Annotated in this window: 16 protein-coding genes; 7 read left to right on the top strand and 9 right to left on the bottom strand. The window is 51.8% G+C overall.

What is annotated here, in order from left to right:
• Window positions 1-9: 9 nt before the first annotated feature.
• Genes DBR02_RS23100 through DBR02_RS27035 form a run of 3 tightly spaced genes read left to right on the top strand, consistent with a single transcriptional unit; the run spans window position 10 to window position 5,272 of the window.
• Window positions 10-375, top strand: coding sequence for an NlpC/P60 family protein (locus DBR02_RS23100; protein ID WP_107535561.1), 366 nt, complete (start codon window positions 10-12; stop codon window positions 373-375).
• The gene (locus DBR02_RS23095; protein ID WP_107535560.1) at window positions 362-2,839 is read left to right on the top strand and encodes a host specificity factor TipJ family phage tail protein; all 2,478 of its coding nucleotides are present in this window, start codon (window positions 362-364) and stop codon (window positions 2,837-2,839) included. The genes DBR02_RS23100 and DBR02_RS23095 overlap by 14 nt, the downstream gene beginning before the upstream one ends.
• 60 nt (window positions 2,840-2,899) lie before the next feature.
• The gene (locus DBR02_RS27035) at window positions 2,900-5,272 is read left to right on the top strand and encodes a hypothetical protein (RefSeq protein WP_233157649.1); all 2,373 of its coding nucleotides are present in this window, start codon (window positions 2,900-2,902) and stop codon (window positions 5,270-5,272) included.
• 39 nt (window positions 5,273-5,311) lie between these two features.
• Here the strand turns inward: DBR02_RS27035 and DBR02_RS23085 are convergent, their stop codons facing one another.
• Genes DBR02_RS23085 through DBR02_RS23075 form a run of 3 tightly spaced genes read right to left on the bottom strand, consistent with a single transcriptional unit; the run spans window position 5,312 to window position 8,030 of the window.
• The gene (locus DBR02_RS23085) at window positions 5,312-6,757 is read right to left on the bottom strand and encodes a glucosyltransferase domain-containing protein (RefSeq protein ID WP_107535559.1); all 1,446 of its coding nucleotides are present in this window, start codon (window positions 6,755-6,757) and stop codon (window positions 5,312-5,314) included.
• Window positions 6,754-7,671 carry a glycosyltransferase family 2 protein gene (locus DBR02_RS23080; RefSeq protein ID WP_063133750.1) on the bottom strand — a complete coding sequence of 306 codons (918 nt, stop codon included), beginning with the start codon at window positions 7,669-7,671 and terminating at the stop codon, window positions 6,754-6,756. The genes DBR02_RS23085 and DBR02_RS23080 overlap by 4 nt, the downstream gene beginning before the upstream one ends.
• A complete protein-coding gene (locus tag DBR02_RS23075) occupies window positions 7,668-8,030 on the bottom strand; it encodes a GtrA family protein (protein WP_107535558.1) in 363 nt (120 codons plus the stop codon). The genes DBR02_RS23080 and DBR02_RS23075 overlap by 4 nt, the downstream gene beginning before the upstream one ends.
• 112 nt (window positions 8,031-8,142) lie before the next feature.
• Here DBR02_RS23075 and DBR02_RS23070 point away from each other — a divergent pair, with 112 nt between their 5' ends.
• Both DBR02_RS23070 and DBR02_RS23065 read left to right on the top strand, forming a co-directional pair.
• Window positions 8,143-8,382: a hypothetical protein gene (locus DBR02_RS23070; RefSeq protein ID WP_107535557.1), complete on the top strand. Its 240-nt coding sequence runs from the start codon at window positions 8,143-8,145 to the stop codon at window positions 8,380-8,382.
• A complete protein-coding gene (locus DBR02_RS23065) occupies window positions 8,382-8,699 on the top strand; it encodes a hypothetical protein (protein WP_107535556.1) in 318 nt (105 codons plus the stop codon). Before DBR02_RS23070 ends, DBR02_RS23065 begins: the two co-directional genes overlap by 1 nt.
• A gap of 9 nt (window positions 8,700-8,708) precedes the next feature.
• Here DBR02_RS23065 and DBR02_RS23060 read toward each other — a convergent pair whose 3' ends face one another.
• Complete coding sequence (locus tag DBR02_RS23060; RefSeq protein ID WP_107535555.1) at window positions 8,709-9,380, bottom strand: SOS response-associated peptidase; 672 nt, start codon at window positions 9,378-9,380, stop codon at window positions 8,709-8,711.
• 474 nt (window positions 9,381-9,854) lie between these two features.
• Complete coding sequence (locus tag DBR02_RS23055) at window positions 9,855-10,835, bottom strand: VirK/YbjX family protein (RefSeq protein ID WP_107535554.1); 981 nt, start codon at window positions 10,833-10,835, stop codon at window positions 9,855-9,857.
• 159 nt (window positions 10,836-10,994) lie between these two features.
• Here DBR02_RS23055 and pphA point away from each other — a divergent pair, with 159 nt between their 5' ends.
• Window positions 10,995-11,639 carry a protein-serine/threonine phosphatase gene (gene pphA / locus DBR02_RS23050; protein WP_107535553.1) on the top strand — a complete coding sequence of 215 codons (645 nt, stop codon included), beginning with the start codon at window positions 10,995-10,997 and terminating at the stop codon, window positions 11,637-11,639.
• A 34-nt stretch (window positions 11,640-11,673) separates the two neighbouring features.
• Here the strand turns inward: pphA and DBR02_RS23045 are convergent, their stop codons facing one another.
• From DBR02_RS23045 to yebS, 4 genes are all read right to left on the bottom strand, one after another.
• The gene (locus DBR02_RS23045) at window positions 11,674-11,913 is read right to left on the bottom strand and encodes a YebV family protein (protein WP_107535552.1); all 240 of its coding nucleotides are present in this window, start codon (window positions 11,911-11,913) and stop codon (window positions 11,674-11,676) included.
• A 105-nt stretch (window positions 11,914-12,018) separates the two neighbouring features.
• The gene (gene rsmF, locus DBR02_RS23040) at window positions 12,019-13,461 is read right to left on the bottom strand and encodes a 16S rRNA (cytosine(1407)-C(5))-methyltransferase RsmF (protein WP_107535685.1); all 1,443 of its coding nucleotides are present in this window, start codon (window positions 13,459-13,461) and stop codon (window positions 12,019-12,021) included.
• A 77-nt stretch (window positions 13,462-13,538) separates the two neighbouring features.
• Entirely contained in the window at window positions 13,539-16,172 is a 2,634-nt protein-coding gene (locus DBR02_RS23035) for a PqiB family protein (protein ID WP_063449631.1), read from the bottom strand.
• On the bottom strand, window positions 16,141-17,424 hold the full coding sequence (gene yebS, locus DBR02_RS23030; RefSeq protein ID WP_063449630.1) for a membrane integrity lipid transport subunit YebS: 1,284 nt from the start codon (window positions 17,422-17,424) through the stop codon (window positions 16,141-16,143). The genes DBR02_RS23035 and yebS overlap by 32 nt, the downstream gene beginning before the upstream one ends.
• Before the next feature lie 132 nt (window positions 17,425-17,556).
• Between yebS and DBR02_RS23025 the strand changes: the two genes are divergently transcribed.
• Window positions 17,557-18,054, top strand: a complete 498-nt coding sequence (locus tag DBR02_RS23025; protein WP_063868478.1) for a GAF domain-containing protein — start codon at window positions 17,557-17,559, stop codon at window positions 18,052-18,054.
• The last annotated feature ends 45 nt before the right edge of the window (window positions 18,055-18,099 follow it).

Raw genomic sequence — 18,099 nt, 5'->3', positions numbered from 1 at the left:
ATCAGCAGGATGATAGGCGTGCCGTGGTCTAACCGGGCCTGTTCGTTCGAGAAAGTCGACTGCTGGGGATTGTGCGTGCTGTATTACCGGCACGTCCTCTGCATTGAGCTGCACCAGACGCCGGACTACGAAGCCGGGTCCGACTTCTTCACCTGCTATCAGGGCGACGTCGTCTTCTGGCGCCAGGTCGATATGCCGGTCGAAGGGGGGATATTCGTCGGATACCGCGGCGCGCAACCGGCGCATGTTGGGCTGGTGCTTAACAGGCAGGCGCTGCATTCACGCGGCGAGAACGGAAGCGTACGCATGGACTCGTTGCTGGTCATTCAGCGGGCATTCACCAAAGTGGAGTTTTTCGAATATGGCGCTGGTTGAGATATCGAATTTTCCAGGAACGCCTAAGCTGCGTTGCAGGGTGCCAAACGGCACCCTTTTTTATGACTGGCTGGCGGCCAATGACGCTACCTTTCATCGCGATCTGCTGATCGTCCGCAACGGCGTAAAGCTGGGCGACGATGATGATCTGGCGTTTGAACTGAGTGAGCTGGACTACATCCAGATATTCGACCAGCCAAAGGGCATTGTCGGCGACATCCTGAGCCCGATCTTTAAAGTGGTTGGTCAGGTGTTTTCGTTCCTGGCGCCAAAGCCGGCAATCGCGAACAACGGCGGTAATACCGTCGACTCACCGAACAATAGCCTGACCGGTCAGACAAACACCGCGCGCGTTTACAAGGCCAAGCCGGATATCTATGGCCAGATTCGTTCGTTCCCGGATCTGATTCAGGAGTCGGTATTCGAATATGTGCACCAGACGTCCACCGACGGCGGCCTGAAGTACGTTACAGAGTGGATGTGCATCGGGATCGGAAAATATGATTACGAGTCCGTGCGCTACTCAGAATCCAGCCTGGGCTCTCTGGCAGGTGCCGAATTCCAGTTCTTCCAGCCTGGAGAAGTAATCCCGCAGATCGTCGAAGGCTACGGGTTCGATGACGTTGACGGTCAGGAGGTTCCCGGGCAGAACGAAGCCAGCGACTTCCCTATCGAAACAGCAACGGCAAACACGGTGGTCAGCGGAACGTATTCTGGCGGCCAGATAGCGATGAAAATCGTTAAGCAGGCTGAGTTCGACTATTTCATGGGGCTGGTTCTGCCGCACGCTGTAACCTTCACCATCAATGTGACGTATAGCACGGCCTCCGGCAACGTGACTACCGATGCGACATTCTCCGGCACGCTGATCTCCGCCGTTGAAACAAACGACGGCGCGGTTGTTAACCCGGTGCGCTGGTACACGTTTACGATGAACCAGCTGGAGGGGCCGCAGGACATTCCGTCTAACGCCACGATCAACACCACGAAATTCATCCTGAACGATAACGAGGCGCTGGTAGTGGGGCCGTTCTTCTCTCCAGTTGAGTCAACACAGCTGTGGCTTCATACCCAGTCCAGCCTGGGCGGCAAGAAAGAAACGAACTGGAAGGTGGTCATCTGGAAAATCGACGACGACTACAACCAAGTGCCGGGCACGCAGCAGACCTTCACGTACCGACAGACGACGCCGCACCAGTCGACAAGTGAAGTCTTCTACCGCACCGACAAAATCACACCCACCGGCGGCTTCGGGAAATACGCGGTCAGCTTTCAGCGCACGGACAACTCCGGCGACGCGTCACTGCTGAAGGTCGAAGAGATCCACAGCATTAACATCCGTACGAATGTCGTCCACCCGACCGATACGCTGGTGCGGGTGAAGGTGAGGGCGACTGAGAATGCTCTTGGCAGCCGTGAGCGCAAATATAACGCGCTGGTGACGCGCCACACCATCACATACGACCTCGACACGCAAACGGTGGATTACACGCTGCGGCCGTCGCGCTCGTTCGCTGATGCGGTGGCGCATACCTGGTTGATTATGGGTGAACAGCCGGTAAGCAGCATTGACCTGTACGGCCTGTACTCTATCGCTGAAAGTCTGCCTGACGAGCGCCTTGGCTACTTCGACTACACGTTTGACGACGAGAACGACTCACTGGGAGACCGCGTGCAGGCGATCTGCAATGCGGCGTCGGTGGTGGCGTACTGGGATGACGGCGTGCTGACCTTCACTCGCGACCAGAAGGTTGACTATCCGGCTGCCGTATTCAACCGGGCCAACATGAAGACGGACGAGTACAAAATGACGTACGAGGCCACGCTTCCTGGCGGCTACGACGGCGTACAGGTGTCCTATGTTCACCCGACCACGAACAACAAGACTTACATCAACTACCGCGTGCTGAATGGCGCCATCGTCGAGCAAGAAGCGGAAAACCCGAACAAGCTGGAGATAGTCGGCTTCCGTAACGAGTACCAGGCCAGGGAGCGAGCTCTGCGCGAAACCAAACGCCTGATCTACTCGCGCGTGAAGATGAACGCCAAAGTGTTTGAGGACGGAATTATCCAGGTTGGCAGCGTCATTCAGATGCCTGATATCTACGACAGCAACCAGCAGCAGGGTTACATCACCGGCCGCGCCGGGAATGACTTCGATACCAGCGAGCCGATCACGTTTACAGGCTCGATGTATGTGTTGGTGACCGACAGTCTGGGCAACCCGACACTGCGCTATCTGGCAACCGCCCGCACTGACACGAACTATGGCTTCACTGCGGCAATACCCAACATTCAGCTCAACATATGGAACGGAGACACTGTCCAGCTCCCGTCGCGCTATCTCATTGCGACGGTGGAGGAGTTGAACAGTCAGCTATGGACTGTCAACAGCATCAAACCGAACACAGATAACACGGTATCTCTGACAGTCGCTGAATACAGCGACGCCATCTACCAATAAGAACCGTCCCCGACCAATCGAACCCGGCCACCGCGCCGGTTTTTTTTCTATGGAATCAATATGGCCACTACACCTACTAATCTGCCAGTACCGAGCGAATCCCCGCGTGACCTGAAGTTTAACGCAGGAAAAATCGACGAGTTCGTTACGTCAGAAAATCATGTTTATGTTGACAGGTTCGGCGATGAACATCGTACAATTGCGGGAATAAATTACGATGCGAATCAGGCAATTCTGAATTATGGCTATATCACGAAGGATTCTTTTGAAGATGGCAGCACCATTAGCCTTGCTAACGAGTGCCTGCGCTGGAAGAGCAACGGGGAATATTACAGATGGGACGGAATCCTCCCCAAAGTAGTTCCCCCAGGATCTACTCCCGATAGCACTGGTGGTATTGGTGACGGGAAGTGGGTCAGTGTTGGGGATGCCGCTTTAAGGACAGAGCTAAGCAACGGTAAATACCGCAGTGACGCATTAGCTGTAAAATATGTTCCAGGGGTCGTCATTGATAGCACGACCGATAACCGCGCAGCAATATACGCTTACACAGGACAAATTTATGTTCCGAAGGGTGTCCAGCTACGCTGTAATTTCCTGCCAGATGATGATGTAACCAAATTCACTGGTGAAGGAAAAATTCTTACTCGCGACCCATGGGGTAACGAGCATGTGTTTGACGTTTCACTGGCAACTCATGGCAGCAAATACACTGCATTCAACGTAATAAACCAGTTCGCTCGCCGCAATACGCAATGTCGTGTTGGTATCGTTGGTGACTCAATCACAGACGGTGCATACGGAACCGGATGGGTAGCCAACCCAACGGATTCAAACGGGGACCTGTCCTCGACTAATTATGACCACAATAGCAATGGTGGCGCAGGCTCCTGGTTCCGTACTTTCACGGACTGGCTTAACCGTTTTACGAAAAATGGCTCCTTCATTTTTAAAGCCGAGAACTGTGCATCATCAGGAAAGCGACTCATTGATGGCTGGGCTAATCGTAACTTTGACCATGGCTTTTTCAAAAACACTGCATACGGGAATGTTCCACCAGACGTTTGCTTCATGTCCATGGGCGTTAACGATAACGGGCAACTGGATACGTTAGGGTTCGATCAGTATTTGTTCCGCTTTGAGCAGTTTATTCGCAAGGCTTGGGGTTATGGATGTGCTGTCTGCGTTGTTTCAATGAACCAGAATGGTTCACAATGGGCGGCGTTAGAAGCATCAATCAAGAAGCATATTGAACGCCTATTCCCGACTGTCGAGTTCCTTGATCTATCTCAGCCAGTAACTGAGATGTACAGAGATCTCGGAAGCTATACGCTTGAAGATATTGCGCGTCGCCCGACAGATGGCACTTTTGATAGTACGCATTTTGCTCCTCTGGGCCATCAATATATCGGCGCATATGCAGCAAAGGCTGTTATGCCGTATAGAGTCCACACTGCGAAAAAAGGAAATAACTTCGTACCAACAGTTGATAATGATATCCAGCCATTTGGTTTCCCATCTGGTAGCACGTACAGCGTTGGCATGGAGCGGTTGAGTGGAAACACGTATCTAAATGGTTTAACTGGCTGGGGCGTGGTTTCCCCAGCTACTGAAAATTTAACCATACGATATTTTGTCTGGTGTGATACTTCTGATATATCAATGGTTATTTTTGAACCGTATAACCCAACATATGTTGCAGCAGGTCGCGCTAACTCCGTCTCTATCCGACAACAAGATAACCGTAATGCAGCATTCTTTTCGGGTAATATCGCGAGTAATGGCGTCTCATCGTTTGCGAACAAACTGACCACTCGAACCGGAATACTTAAAAAAGGACTGAATCAGATTGAGATTGTTTACGATGGTACACCGTCAAAAGTATACCCTCCCGCTCTGTTATTCAGAGCAGAGCTGAACGAATCATGTTCTCAGAACGCCTCTGTATTCCTGGCTGCAAATGCGATAAAGGGTGTTTACGGGCAGGTAAGAGATAAAGCAGATCTCTTATTAGCATATGGTGCAGAAACAGCAAATGATGAAGCGCCTGATATGTATGGTGCCACTAAATCATCAAATGTTCAGAATGTTGTCTTGTCAGCTTTGCCTGTTGATTGCGGTGTTGTTTTTTACTACAAACCCACGTCACAAAGTGGAGTTGTTGCCAAGCGAGTGGCGACTGGCATTGAGATTTCGACGATGCTTTTCGGCGCTCTTACTGTTGTCGGCACATTGACTTGCGATGTGACAGGTGAGGTCACGCTTACAGCTGGCCTGTCTGGAACAACTCCGACCATTACAGTTAAGCCAACTAGTGGAGCGACCGTTACGCAACAAGTCGCCGGTTTCTCTGGAGGGAAGATTGGATTGATAAATAAAGGAACAAGCGGACTAACATTATCTGTTAGATCTGCTGCGCATTATGTTCTTTAAAATTTAATCAGGGCGGAGAGGGGCGAAAGCCCCTCTTTTTTAACATTTGTTTGTAAAGTCTAAAAGAACATCTTTTCTATCAGAAAAGACATCTACCGAACAGGAAGTAAATATCTTAACACCATTAGAAATAATCTTTTTCTTTAACTCTAAATTGTTAGAGAACCTATTTTTGTATGTAATGTCATAGTAAGGAGCTACCGCTCCGATGCCCCAAGTGCTTGAAAGATATTGCGGCATGATAGTTTTAAAGAATGGGTATTTTCTAAATGCAACTTTAGTAGGAAGAGAAACTGGAGGCCATCCTGAAATATTAATGTTGTCAATGGTCTTTATACCGTTTTGATGCAGTGCGGAAGATATGGAAGTCAGAATAACTGAGTCAAATTTATTCTGATGCTTTATGGCATTGTTGAATGAATAGGATATGTTAATTGAGTTGGCTGCAAATATAACATATGCAAGATATGATATTTTTTTAAACCCTGTTAGTCTGTGTGCCATGAAGAATACAAGGCACAGCGTTAAGCCAAGTGACATTAGCACACGAGGCATAACATAGTCTGATTTCACGGCTAAAGAAAAACCAGAGAACATTATCAGTGAGAATGAAAAACTAACTACTAACAATATGCGATCTTGGATTTTGTAATCACGTGAAAAAGCGTACTTGATTACACAAGCTACTGATATTGCCAAAGTAATTACTAAAGTAGCCTTAACAATAGAAGGCATTGAGCCTATCACAGGATCAAGATTGCGACTAAAAGCATCATGTAATCCGGTAATAATTCCATTATTAAAATCAATAAACTGAGAATTCCTCAAGGCATATTCATTTGGCGGATAAATTTTTTGCACCACTTGGGTGTAAATCGTGAAACCGGCAACAAAAGAAATGGCATTTAATATCAATTCCTTGATATACCCGCTCTCATGTTCAAGTATTTTTACAATAACAATAAATGCTGTCATTGTAACAAAAAGAGCAGAAGAAGGCTGATACATTGACATGACAGAAGTTACTGCGACGATTTTCCAGACGACATCAATATAACTTTTATTGTAAAAGAAATATGCTGAAGAAATCGCAACTACTATAGACGCACCCATGGTTGCGCTATCAAATGAAAATACTGCATTACCTATAAACATAGGATTTAAAAATATTAGCGATGCGAATGCTGATGAGAAATATGAAGGTCTGTTAGATGATATGGCCCTTGAAATTATAATGGCGGATATTATCATGCACACCATACCAAGAATAAAGGATAGCGGAGACACATCAGTTATCATATCCCCTAAATTTAACACCTTCATTAGTACTGTTGTTAGCGGTCGGCTATCTTTATCCCAATAGCTCGGATCGCCAGAAACAGCCCTATACAAGTCGTCCTTAAATAATTCAGCATTCAACAAAAATGGAAGGCTGAATAAAGCGGCTAGCAAAAATATAAGTTTATCTGACTTATGAAATCTCATTTTTTTCCCTTAAGAATATATCTCGGTCTTTTCTTAACTTCTACATAGATTCTGCCAATATACTCACCAAGAACTCCTATCCCGATTAACTGTATGCCACCAAGGAAAAGTACAGAAACCAGCAATGAAGGATATCCGCGTACTGCATTTCCGAATACTAGCGTGTCGAAAATCATCCATGCGCCATACAAAAACGCAGCACCGGCAACTAACAGGCCGATGTACGTCCACATGCGAAGCGGGAAAGTAGAGAAGCTGGTAATCCCCTCTAGGGCAAGGTTCCACAGTTTCCAGCCATTAAATTTCGTGCTGCCGGCCACTCGCTCGGCCCTGGCATACTCAACTACATCAGTACGACCACCGACCCAGCTAAGAACCCCCTTCATGAACAGATTGCGTTCAGGCATTAGCTTAATGTTTTCCACTACCTCGCGAGACATCAGACGGAAGTCACCAACGTTTTCTTCGATCTTTGGATTGCTGATTTTGTTGTGCAGCTTATAGAACCACTCAGCGGTCTTTCGTTTCAGGCGCCCGTCAGTAGAGCGGTCAGATCGCTTAGCCAGAACCATATCGGCCCCAGCCTGCCATTTCTCTATCAGGTGCGGAATGACTTCGATAGGGTCCTGCAAGTCAACATCAATGGGGATAATTGCTTCACCGGTGGCGTGATCAAGACCAGCGAATAGCGCAGGCTCTTTCCCAAAGTTGCGAGTGAACGACAGCGGAACAACAAGAGGATCGGCAACGGCAAGTGCGTAAATAATAGATTCTGTGGAGTCCTTGCTGCCGTCATTTATGAAGACGATCTCAACTTCATGCTGCTTGAGCCCTTCAAATTCTCGAACCGTTTTATAAAAAATAGGTATTGCGTCTTCTTCGTTGAAGACGGGTACAACCAAAGAAATCTTCATTTCGCATCCCTAAAGACAATGAACTTTGAGTAAACAAAACCTGCTATGAGACTAAACGCGGAGAACCCAACAAGGGTCACAATCGGAGGAGCCCCTATAACATCTGCAATGTAGCCGGTTAATGCGGCCATAAGCCCCATGAACGCAACAAATGCTATGTATCGACTTGAAGTTGCCTGAGCATTAAAAGTCCATTTTGCATTTGCAAAGAAGCTGAAGGTAACAGCGATGCAAAATGCTATTACGTTAGCCAGAGCTTGCCCGACACAAAAAAAATGAAGTAGAGCACCAAAGCATAACCAATGTAAGGCAGTGTTAATCACGCCAACTGAAACATAACGACTAAATATCTTTAACATTATAAAAATCAGCTAATTCGGAAAGGTCTGAAGTTTAGCATCACTGTGAAACTTGATCGACCCTCATATTTGACGATACTGTATATGCATACAGTTATTTTGTGAGGTGATTATGCCACGCACAGCAGACATTCATGCCGCTTTTGTTGCGGCCATAGAGTTAAACCCCAAGGGGTATCGTTACGTGAGCACAGACGCATTCATAGAGAAATTGCGGCAGTTCAACTGGCACTATACGCGCGAAGAAGCGAATGCCTGGATAGAGCGATACCAAAAAGACTTTGCTGACAAGACGACAGACGGCAGCGATAACCGGTACTGGATCCTGCGTAACATGGGGAGAGTGCACTGATGGGATTCGCATCACCTGCAAGCGATTATGTCGAGCGCCAACTTTCACCCGAGGTGATTTGCAACATCGGCGCAGAAAGTAGGGTGCTTGAAACTGATTCAGGATTTGCAGTCATTGAGCCAGCAGTGAAAAAAACACCCGGCGATGTGTTACTTATCCTTTGCGACGGCCATACGCAGTTTGCTAAGTTGATGGGCAAGGCGCTTATAACAGATGATGGTGAGGCAATAGAAGGAAGCGCACTTGAGGAGGTGGAGGTACTGGGACGCGTGACGTTCTTCATCAACCGCGCAATAGATGACGGATTACCGATATGATTACCAGCCTCAAGAAAGCGGCTCAACGAGCTCCGGCCCCTGGTTCTTCACATTGCCCACGGCGCGCGTCACTGCATGCCAGATAAACTTGTCGGCGGGCACTGCCCCGTCGGCTATTATCTCCTCAGCTTCTTTCCCGCCTACGTCCTGACGCATCCATTCCCTTGCAGCTTCCGGAGACAGAACCAGTGGCCGCCGGTCATGAATATCGACCAGTCCTTTGTCAGCAGCAGATGTCACGATCAGGAAGCCCTCTGCTTCATCGCCGCGCTCAAACGGCGTACTGCCGATCGCCGCCATGAATATCGGCTGCCCGTCGGCCCGATGAATGAAATACGGCTGTTTCTTGTCGCCTTCCTTTTTCCATTCGAACCATCCATCGGCAAAGCAGATCGCCCGGCCATGCTGCCACAGAGGTTTAAACATTCTGCTGGTGGCCGCAGTTTCTACACGCGCGTTAATCAAAGGCGCTTTATCCCACCACCCGGGCGCGTAGCCCCAGAACACCGGATCGAGATGTAACTGCTCATCGCGTTCGCTAAGCAACAGAACTTTTGTGCCGGGCGCAACGTTGTAACGGCCGATAGGTTCCGGGTCATAGGCAATGTCACGATCGCCTTCATCGGCCAGGTAGGCCAGATATTCTTCACGGTTTTGGGCTTGTGCAAAACGTCCACACATAGAAACCTCCAGTCAGTCAGACTGAAAGTATAGGGCAGGGAGAAAAAGTAGCGCGCGCTAGTTAAGTCTTACAATCGGATCGGTGGTGATTATGCTGATGGTATGGGAAGGCGTAAAGCTGCGTGTTACGAAACTGGAAGGAGCTACGCAAAGTTGGGGAGATTTAGGATCGAAGCGATCCCGAAGTTCACTCGTCGCCCACTCGAAAAAGTTGGCAACGGTTTGATCTTGAATGGATGTATTGGTAAGCATTGAAACCCGTTAAAAACGGGTTTTTGATATGTAAGTGTTTGAATAAATTCAAAAAGGACTGGTTGAAGCGGAAACAGGAATCGTATTCGGTCTCTTTTTATCTGCTTCATAGTAAACGATAAAATCCGGTTTTCGTCTCAGCAGAAGGTTCACTTCCTGTGCGCCTGCTTAAAACATACCACAACCCGGCAGGCGTAAGTCCAGTCCTTTTTGGCTGTTTTGTTAAATTTTTGTTTGTTTTTCGCCTGAGGTCGACAAGGGCTCAATCCGCGCATTGACGGAAGCCGCAATATTATCAAGAAGCGCAAAGCGGCGACGGTATTCTGCGCGTTTCTTGCTGGCGATCTCATCCAGCGATTTGCGCGCTATCCACAGCGGCAGCTGCCAGCAAAGAGGGGAGAGCTGTTTTCCGTTCAGGCTTTCCCAGAACTCGTCGTAGCTGGCGTGGAAATGTCGGCCTTTGCTCAGCCGGTAGCGCAGGGCGCGAAATACGTGCCCCTCATCGCTGACGGCAAAGATAGCGCTGATGTTCGAGTGTGAGGCGAGCTGGAAGATCACCTCCATCAGCACGCGCTTCGGGAACAGCCCGTGGCAGGCACGTGTGGCCTGCTTGATAACGTCCCGCGAGACGCTGCGGCGCGGCCCCTGAAGGCCGCCAATCACCAGCACAGAACGCCCGTTGCTGCGCGCAACGCAAAACGTCAGGCTGGCGAGAAGGGTATCTTCATGGTCGTGCAGCCACAGCGTACTTTCGCCCTCGCGTTCGGCCTTGCCCGCGGAGGAGGCTGTAACGGTATAGATCACCCCGTTTTTCGCCTCAAACTGCGCCACGGGCAACTCATTGGGGCTCGCGAGGGCGTGAGCGAGCATCCGGTCTTTCAGGCTGTCAATCCAGTGGTAGTGGCTGACGATGGCGTCGGCTCTGTCATTGGCGTTCAGGCCGCGCATCAGGTACTGACGGTGGGTTTTGCTCGGCAGCGTAATTTGCGCCGCCAGTAATCTGTCAAAATCATCGCGTCCGGATAGCGCCTCCAGCATACGATGGGTGGAAGACCAGAATAAAAGCGAGCGCAAAAGAAACTTCAGACGGTATTCACGTTTTTGCCAGATAGGCCCTGGAACGCGTTTTCCCTTAATCAGTTCCGAAATAATATTTGTGCGATGCGGATAAAAAACATCATTTTGCAGGTGTAAGTTCGACACGTAAAAATCCCTCGTTTTATTGCGCTCTATTTTAGGGGGCCGCTAATAAAGGATTAATAGCGCGGCAGGGTTTATTTCCGGCTGGTTGAGGGTTTGTTGGGGTTTGTAATATCTGACTGGACTCTTTCTGCTGCGGCTATACTTCAGAATGGAGGGCTTATGTATCAGAAAATAGAGGGTAAAGACTGGCGTCATGTCTGGGTTGTCAGCGATATTCATGGTTGCTATCAGCAGCTTTTAGATGCGCTGAAACGTCGGAATTTTAATCCTGATACGGATCTGCTGATCTCCGTGGGAGATATTATCGATCGCGGGCCTGACAGCGTAAAATGTTTACAGCTGATGCAGGAAAACTGGTTTTATGCGGTGCGCGGCAATCACGAGCAAATGGCGTTAGATGCGCTGGAAAATAATGATTTTAGCCTGTGGTCGGTAAATGGCGGTATTTGGTTTAGCGCGCTTAAGGGTGAGCAACAAAAACAGGCGCTGACGTTACTCAACGCCTGCCGGACCTTACCGCACGTCATTGAAATAACCTGCATAAATGGCCTGAACGTTGTGGCTCATGCGGATTATCCCTCAGCCGAATATGTCTGGCAAAAGCCGGTTGATGCCAGGCGCGTGCTGTGGGACCGCGATCGTTTAATGGGCTTTATGGTGGGTAAAGGCCAGGGCATTAGCGGGGCGGATCACTTCTGGTTTGGACACACGCCCGTAGACAAGCGGTATGACTTTAACAATCTGCACTATATCGATACGGGGGCGGTGTTTGGGGGCTTCCTGACGCTGGTGCAGCTTCAGTAATAAATAACCCGCCTTCGGGCGGGTTCTCTTTGGGTCAGGCAAGACGCAGGACCCAGGCATCGGTTTTACTGTCGTAATGCTCACAGTACAGAACGGAATGTTCCCCATCAAGGATCGCCGGGACGCTGGTGTCTGCATCCCAGGCGTCCAGTTGCATGCACAAATCCGGATCGGATTTGCAGGGAATACTTAACGTTCGATCGCCTTGTGCTTCGCCGCGCAATTCAGCGTCGTCGATTTCAAAAGCGCCAATGCGTACGCTGGTTTTCGTCATAATGCTCTCCGGTTTGTTGCCCAAAATCTGGTATGACCAGTGCAGTCACCCATTTTTGATCCTAGACAAGGAGAGCGAAATCGCCAGTAAAAAAATGCGTTTTTTTCAGGCGGTGCGGCTGTTACCGGTAAACAGACGGCCATCGCGAACCAGTTCACGCGGATAACTGTTTTTCAGCCGCGAGCCGACTTTTTTCGCCAGACCCAGCGGAAAGCCCTGATACGTCACGATCGTTTCATCCTGCGCCGGACCGTTTTCCGGATAAACGTCACGACCGCGATACCACTCTTCCGCTTCCTGATGCGTCAGGGCGAACGTGTTTTCATGACCAGCCAGCGCAATGACCGCTTCATGCTGCCAGCGATAGCCTTTGTTGTGGATTTCCGCCAGGCGAATACCAAGGCGGGAGAAACGCACTTTACCCATCAGCGGTTCGATATGGGTCGGGAACAGCCACAGCTCTTTGTCACGCATCCAGAGGTGCAGGCTCTCATCCCAGCGCAGTCCCACTTTGTTTGCAGCCGCCTCCACCTGTGCCGCTTCACGGCCTTTAACCGGCGTGAAGGGGAATTTACCGACCTTAAACGTCGGCGCGGGCAGGGGCTCCACGGCGCCGGTTTTACGCAGGCGCGCGACGAAGAAACCTTCGCAATCGTAAATCTGCGGGAAGACATGCAGGAAGCCTTCAGGCGTGGCGGCTTCACTGGCCGAGTCAAACAGCGTATTGAGCGGTAAAAACTCGACGGCGTCCGGATAGCGCGCCTTCAGCCACAGGCAGACATCCTCGTTTTCATCGCGGTTCAGCGTGCAGGTGGAGTAAACCAGCGTCCCGCCGGGGCGCAGGGCATGGAACGCGCTGTCGATCAGTTCACGCTGCGTGGCGGCGATCTCAAGGTTGCTTTCAACGGACCAGTTTTTTAATGCATCAGGATCTTTGCGCACCACGCCTTCGCCGGAGCAGGGCGCATCAAGCAGGATGGCATCAAAGGCTTCCGGCAGGGCAGCCCCAAAAACGCGACCGTCAAAGTGCGTTAACGCGACGTTGTGGATCCCGCAGCGGCTGATATTGGCGTGGAGAACCTTCACGCGGCTGGCGGAAAATTCATTGGCGAGGATCGCGCCGCGGTTGTTCATCCGGGCGGCAATCTGCGTGGTTTTAGAGCCCGGCGCCGCGGCGACATCCATCACCCGTTCAGGCTGGTTATCATCGGCAAACAGCGCGGCAACCGGCAGCATGGAGCTGGCTTCCTGAATATAAAACAGCCCGCTCAGGTGCTCGGCGGTGCTGCCGAGGGGCAAGCTTTCCTCGTCATCCCGCTCGATCCAGAACCCTTCTTCACACCACGGCACCGGCGTAAGCTGCCAGCCGTAGGGGGAGACGAGATCCAGAAATGCCCCGACGCTGATTTTTAGCGTATTGACGCGAATACTCCGGCGCAAAGGGCGCTGGCAGGCGGCGATGAAATCGTCGAATGAGAGATGAGCAGGAAGCGCCTCGCGCATCTGCGCGAGGAATTGTTCGGGAAGAAATACGGAGTTTTGAGCCACGGGCACACCACAGGGAAACATTCAGGCGCGCAGTGTAACATAAAGGCTCCGGCGCGTTGACACCGGAGCCTGCGAGATTAACGCGGCAGCGCCGTTCCCCATTCGCGCCACTCTTTCGGTTCACTTTCCAGCAGCAGGAAGTGTTTACCTGCCTGCGCCTTAGGTGCAAGAGGCGTGCCAGGCGGCGTCGCGAAGGCAATGCCGCCGCGAATGAACTGGTTAAAGGTACCCGTTTTCACCACGCCGCCGGTCAGGCCGAAGTCGAGGGAGTAACCTGAAGCCAGCCAGAACACCGAGTTGTTGCGGACCAGATGCTGATAACGCTGGCTGATGCGCAGGCCGACCATCACGCGATCGGACAGATTACCCAGCGTCAGGCTGGTTACCGTCCCGACCTCAATGCCGCGGAACAGCACCGGCGTGCCGATGCCCAGCGAACCGGCTTCCGGCACTTCAACCACGATGCTCAGACCGTCCAGATAGCGGGAATCGGTGATGGTCGCCTCCTGCAACTCAAACTCACGACGTGCGTTGCCGCGACCCGGTTCAACGTTAATGTACGGCTGAAGTATAGTGTCGAGGTGCTCAACCCCTGCGGCAGAAATTTGCGGCGTAACCACCGAGAAGCGCGAGCCAGCGCGGGCAAACGTCTGCACATATTCCGGATAAAGCACGGCAGTGGCCTGGACTTCATTGCGCGCGGTGATGAGCTTCAGCTTCTGGACCTGCCCGATATCAATGCCGAGATAGCGGATAGGCATCCCCTCCGCCAGTTTACCGGCGTCAAAGGTATGTAGCGTAATCTGTCCCCCGACGGCGCGCGCTGCGGTTTCAGACGGGAAGAGGATCCGCTTGTCACCTTTACGCATGTTGCCGCCCGCGCCGCTCAGGTTGTCAAAGCTGATCGCACCGCGCAGGGCACGGGAGAGGGGAGACGCCTGTACGGTCAGGCCGCTGCCGTTAAGCTGCACCTTCGCGCCGCCTTCCGCCCAGAACACGCTGTTTGGCGTGAGCAGCTTGCGGTACTCCGGCTTGATGTGCAGTTCGATATCAAACGCGTCCGCGCGAGGGCGAACGGTGATCACTTCCCCGACCTCAAACTTGCGATAGAGCACCACGGAGCCCGCCTGGACATCCGGCAGCGTTTCAGCACTTAAGGTCAACGTGGTGGTCGGCAGGTCGCCCATGCTGTTTTCAATGGCTTTGTCCAGATTTGCGAACAGCGGATAGCTCTCGCGCAGCGCACCTTTGCTGCCCGGCAGAATGCGGATCCCGCCGTTAACCCACTCGCTGGCGCTGGCGCCGAGGAACTCAACGCCGTCCAGGCCCACCTTCACGTCGACCCGGCTGTTGACCACAAATTTACTGTCACCGTGCACCAGATTGCTGTACTGCGGATCGATGGCGGCGGAGAAGGAGACCCCTTTTTCTGTCAGCTTACGCTCGAGAACCTGGCCTACCTGCACACCGTGCAGGATCAGCGGCTGTCCGGCTTCGATGCCATAGCTCTCCGGTGCGTTCAGGGTAATCGTCTGCACGCCCGGCTTTTGCAGCAGCGCTTTATCCGCCGGGGCGATAACAAAGGTTTTATTCGGCTGGCCTTCTCCCGGGATCAGCTCGAAGGTACTGCCGGTCAGCAGTGAACTGATGCTGGCGTCGCTGAGCGACAGCTTCGGATTACGCAGCTCGATACGCGTCTTCTCCCGCAGGAGATCGACAACGCTAGGATCCACGGTCATTTCGCCGGTGACGGAGCCGCCTGCATTGAGGGTTAATTTCGTCAGCTGGCCGACCTCTAATCCCTGGTACATCAGCGGGGTCGAGCCGGCTTTCAGTCCTTTAGCATCCGGCAGGGTCAGCTTAACGATGACGCCGCGCTGGCTGTGCGCCAGGTCAGCATACAGGCCAAACGTATCTTCAGCGGCGGCAGGGCTTGAGCCTTCCGGGGAATCGAAGGCGATAGCGCCATTCACCAGCGCCGCCAGGCTCTCAAGCTTCACTTTCGCACCGCTTAAGCTCAGATCGGCATCGACGCCGGAGACGTTCCAGAAGCGGCTGCCTTTTTTCACCAGGTTGGTAAAGCGCCGTTCGATCAGCACGTCGATGGTCACGCCGTCTTTGTTCGGGTTAATGGCGTAATCGTACACACGGCCAACCGGAATTTTGCGGAAATAGACCAGAGAACCGCTGTTCAGCGATCCTAAATCCGGCGCGCGGAGATGGATCATCAAATCGCCGTTATTCAGCCGGTATTTCGGCTGCGTATCCAGCGCAACGAAGTGATCCTGCGGCTCACCTTTACCGGGCATCATGCCGATATAGTTACCGCCCACAAGCGCATCCAGCCCGGAAACACCGGCCAGCGAGGCTTTTGGCGTTACCAGCCAGAACTGCGTTTCGGCGCGCAGCGCGTCCTGCATATCGGACTTAATGCTCGCCCGCACCTGGATTTTGTTCAGCCCTTTGCCGAGAGAGATATCCTGCACGGTACCCACTTCCACCCCCTGGAAGCGAACGGGGGTACGACCGGCGACAATGCCGTCCGCAGACTGGAAATCAATCGTGATGGTACTTCCGCGATCTTCATAGCTCGTCCAGATAAGCCAGCCTGCGATCATCAGCGCGATGACAGGCAGCAGCCAGAATGGCGAAATACGACGTTTTGTTTTAATTCTCGCTTCAGTCGGCGAAGCGGGCGTTTCCTGACTCATGTGCGTCCCAAAGTAAGCGGCTGTCCAGCCATTCCACTGCAAGAATAGTCAATATCACCGCAGAGCCGAAATAAAAAGCTGCGGGTCCCATGGTAAAAGCAAGTAACTGATCGCGATTGATGAGCGACATCATCAGCGAAATCACGAACAGATCCAACATCGACCAGCGACCGATCCAGGTCACGAATCGCAGAAGCAGGATGCGGGTGCGGAGTCCTTGTTCGCATTTAAAGTGAATGCTGATAAGTAGCGTAAACATCACCACCACTTTGGTAAAGGGCACCAGAATACTGGCGATAAAAACAATCGCGGCGACCCCCACGTTACTGTGCGCCAGAGAAATAATCCCGGAGAGGATAGTATCTTCCTGGCGGGCGCCGTTCACGTAAATCACCGAGATGGGCAGCATGTTGGCCGGGAACAAAAATACCAGAGAGGCGATCAGCGCCGCCCAGCATTTTTGCAGGCTATTGTTGCGTCGCAATCTTAGCGGAATATGGCAGCGCGGGCACCTGCCGCGTTTATCCGGAAAACCGGTGTAATGACATCCCAGGCAGACGCGCAGGTTTTCATCAGGCCGTGTCGCGGGGCGCTGGGGGTAAAAGCGCTCCCAGAGCTGTTCAACGTTCAGATGGATCATGGTCAAAATGCTCAGCAGGACCAGCGATATGAATGCAAAAAGGCCAATGCCGGGCTGTAAAAACGCGTAGTCCTGCACCTTGATGGAGGCAACGCCGACGCCCACCAGATAGATATCCAGCATGACCCACTCTTTGAGCTTATCCAGCATCAGCAGAACCGGGCGCAGGTTCATCCCCAGAATATTGCCAAACCACAGGTAGGCAATCGCCGCGACCAGCACCAGCGGCGCGCCGACCACGCAGAAGAGCACCATCGCGCCGGTGAGCGGATCGCCCTCGCGCGTCATCTGCCAGATCCCCTGAAATACGTTGGCGTCGATGCGCACGCCCAGAAGATAGAGCTTCAGCAGCGGTTCGGTCCAGGCAAACGGCATCAGCAGCAGCATGGTGACCGCCATTGCGGCCAGACGCGTTAGCGACCAGTCTCGTCCATCGCGAATTTTGGCATCGCAGCGAGGACAAAAGGCGCTTTGGTGCGATTTCATCTTCGGCAACATAAAAAGCGTATCGCACTGGGGGCAACGCTGATAATGTGCACGAGGCAAAGCTTCGCTTACCGTATGGATAACGATCTTTCCTGTCGGCGTAATTTTGGGTGTTTTTATGGCCATGAGTCGCGCACGGTTTAGTATTGTTGAAAGTTATAATAACTCATGTACGGATTCATCTTGAGCATGAGCGCATTTAATGCTTATTTTAATAGGCTATGCGGTAAATTTGTAAGTTAACTAAGTGATTGAAGAATGAACAAAACAGAATTCTACGCGGATCTGAACCGCGATTTTAAAGCATTAATGGCAGGGGAAACCAGTTTCTTAGCCACTCTGGCAAATACCAGCGCGTTACTCTTCGAGCGCCTCTCTGACGTGAACTGGGCCGGCTTTTATCTGCTGGAAGACGACACGCTGGTGCTTGGGCCGTTTCAGGGCAAGCTGGCCTGCGTTCGCATTCCGGTAGGACGTGGCGTGTGCGGTACCGCCGTGGCAACGCGTGAGGTTCAGCGCGTTGAAGACGTCCACGCGTTTGACGGCCATATTGCCTGCGATGCCGCAAGCAACGCTGAAATCGTACTGCCGCTGGTGGTAAAAAATCAGATTATTGGCGTTCTGGATATCGACAGCACGGTCTTCAGCCGCTTCACTGCCGAGGACGAACAGGGGCTGCGCACGCTTGCGGCGAACCTGGAAAATGTTCTTGCAGAGACCGATTATCATAAATTCTTTGCGAGCGTCGCAGGATAATCAACGGATAACGTAGCATTTACTGATAGCGTCATTATAATGTCG

The organism is Enterobacter cloacae complex sp. (assembly GCF_900322725.1).
GTDB classification, from domain to species: Bacteria; Pseudomonadota; Gammaproteobacteria; order Enterobacterales; family Enterobacteriaceae; genus Enterobacter; species Enterobacter quasihormaechei.
This window is presented reverse-complemented; position numbering and strand designations above follow the sequence as displayed.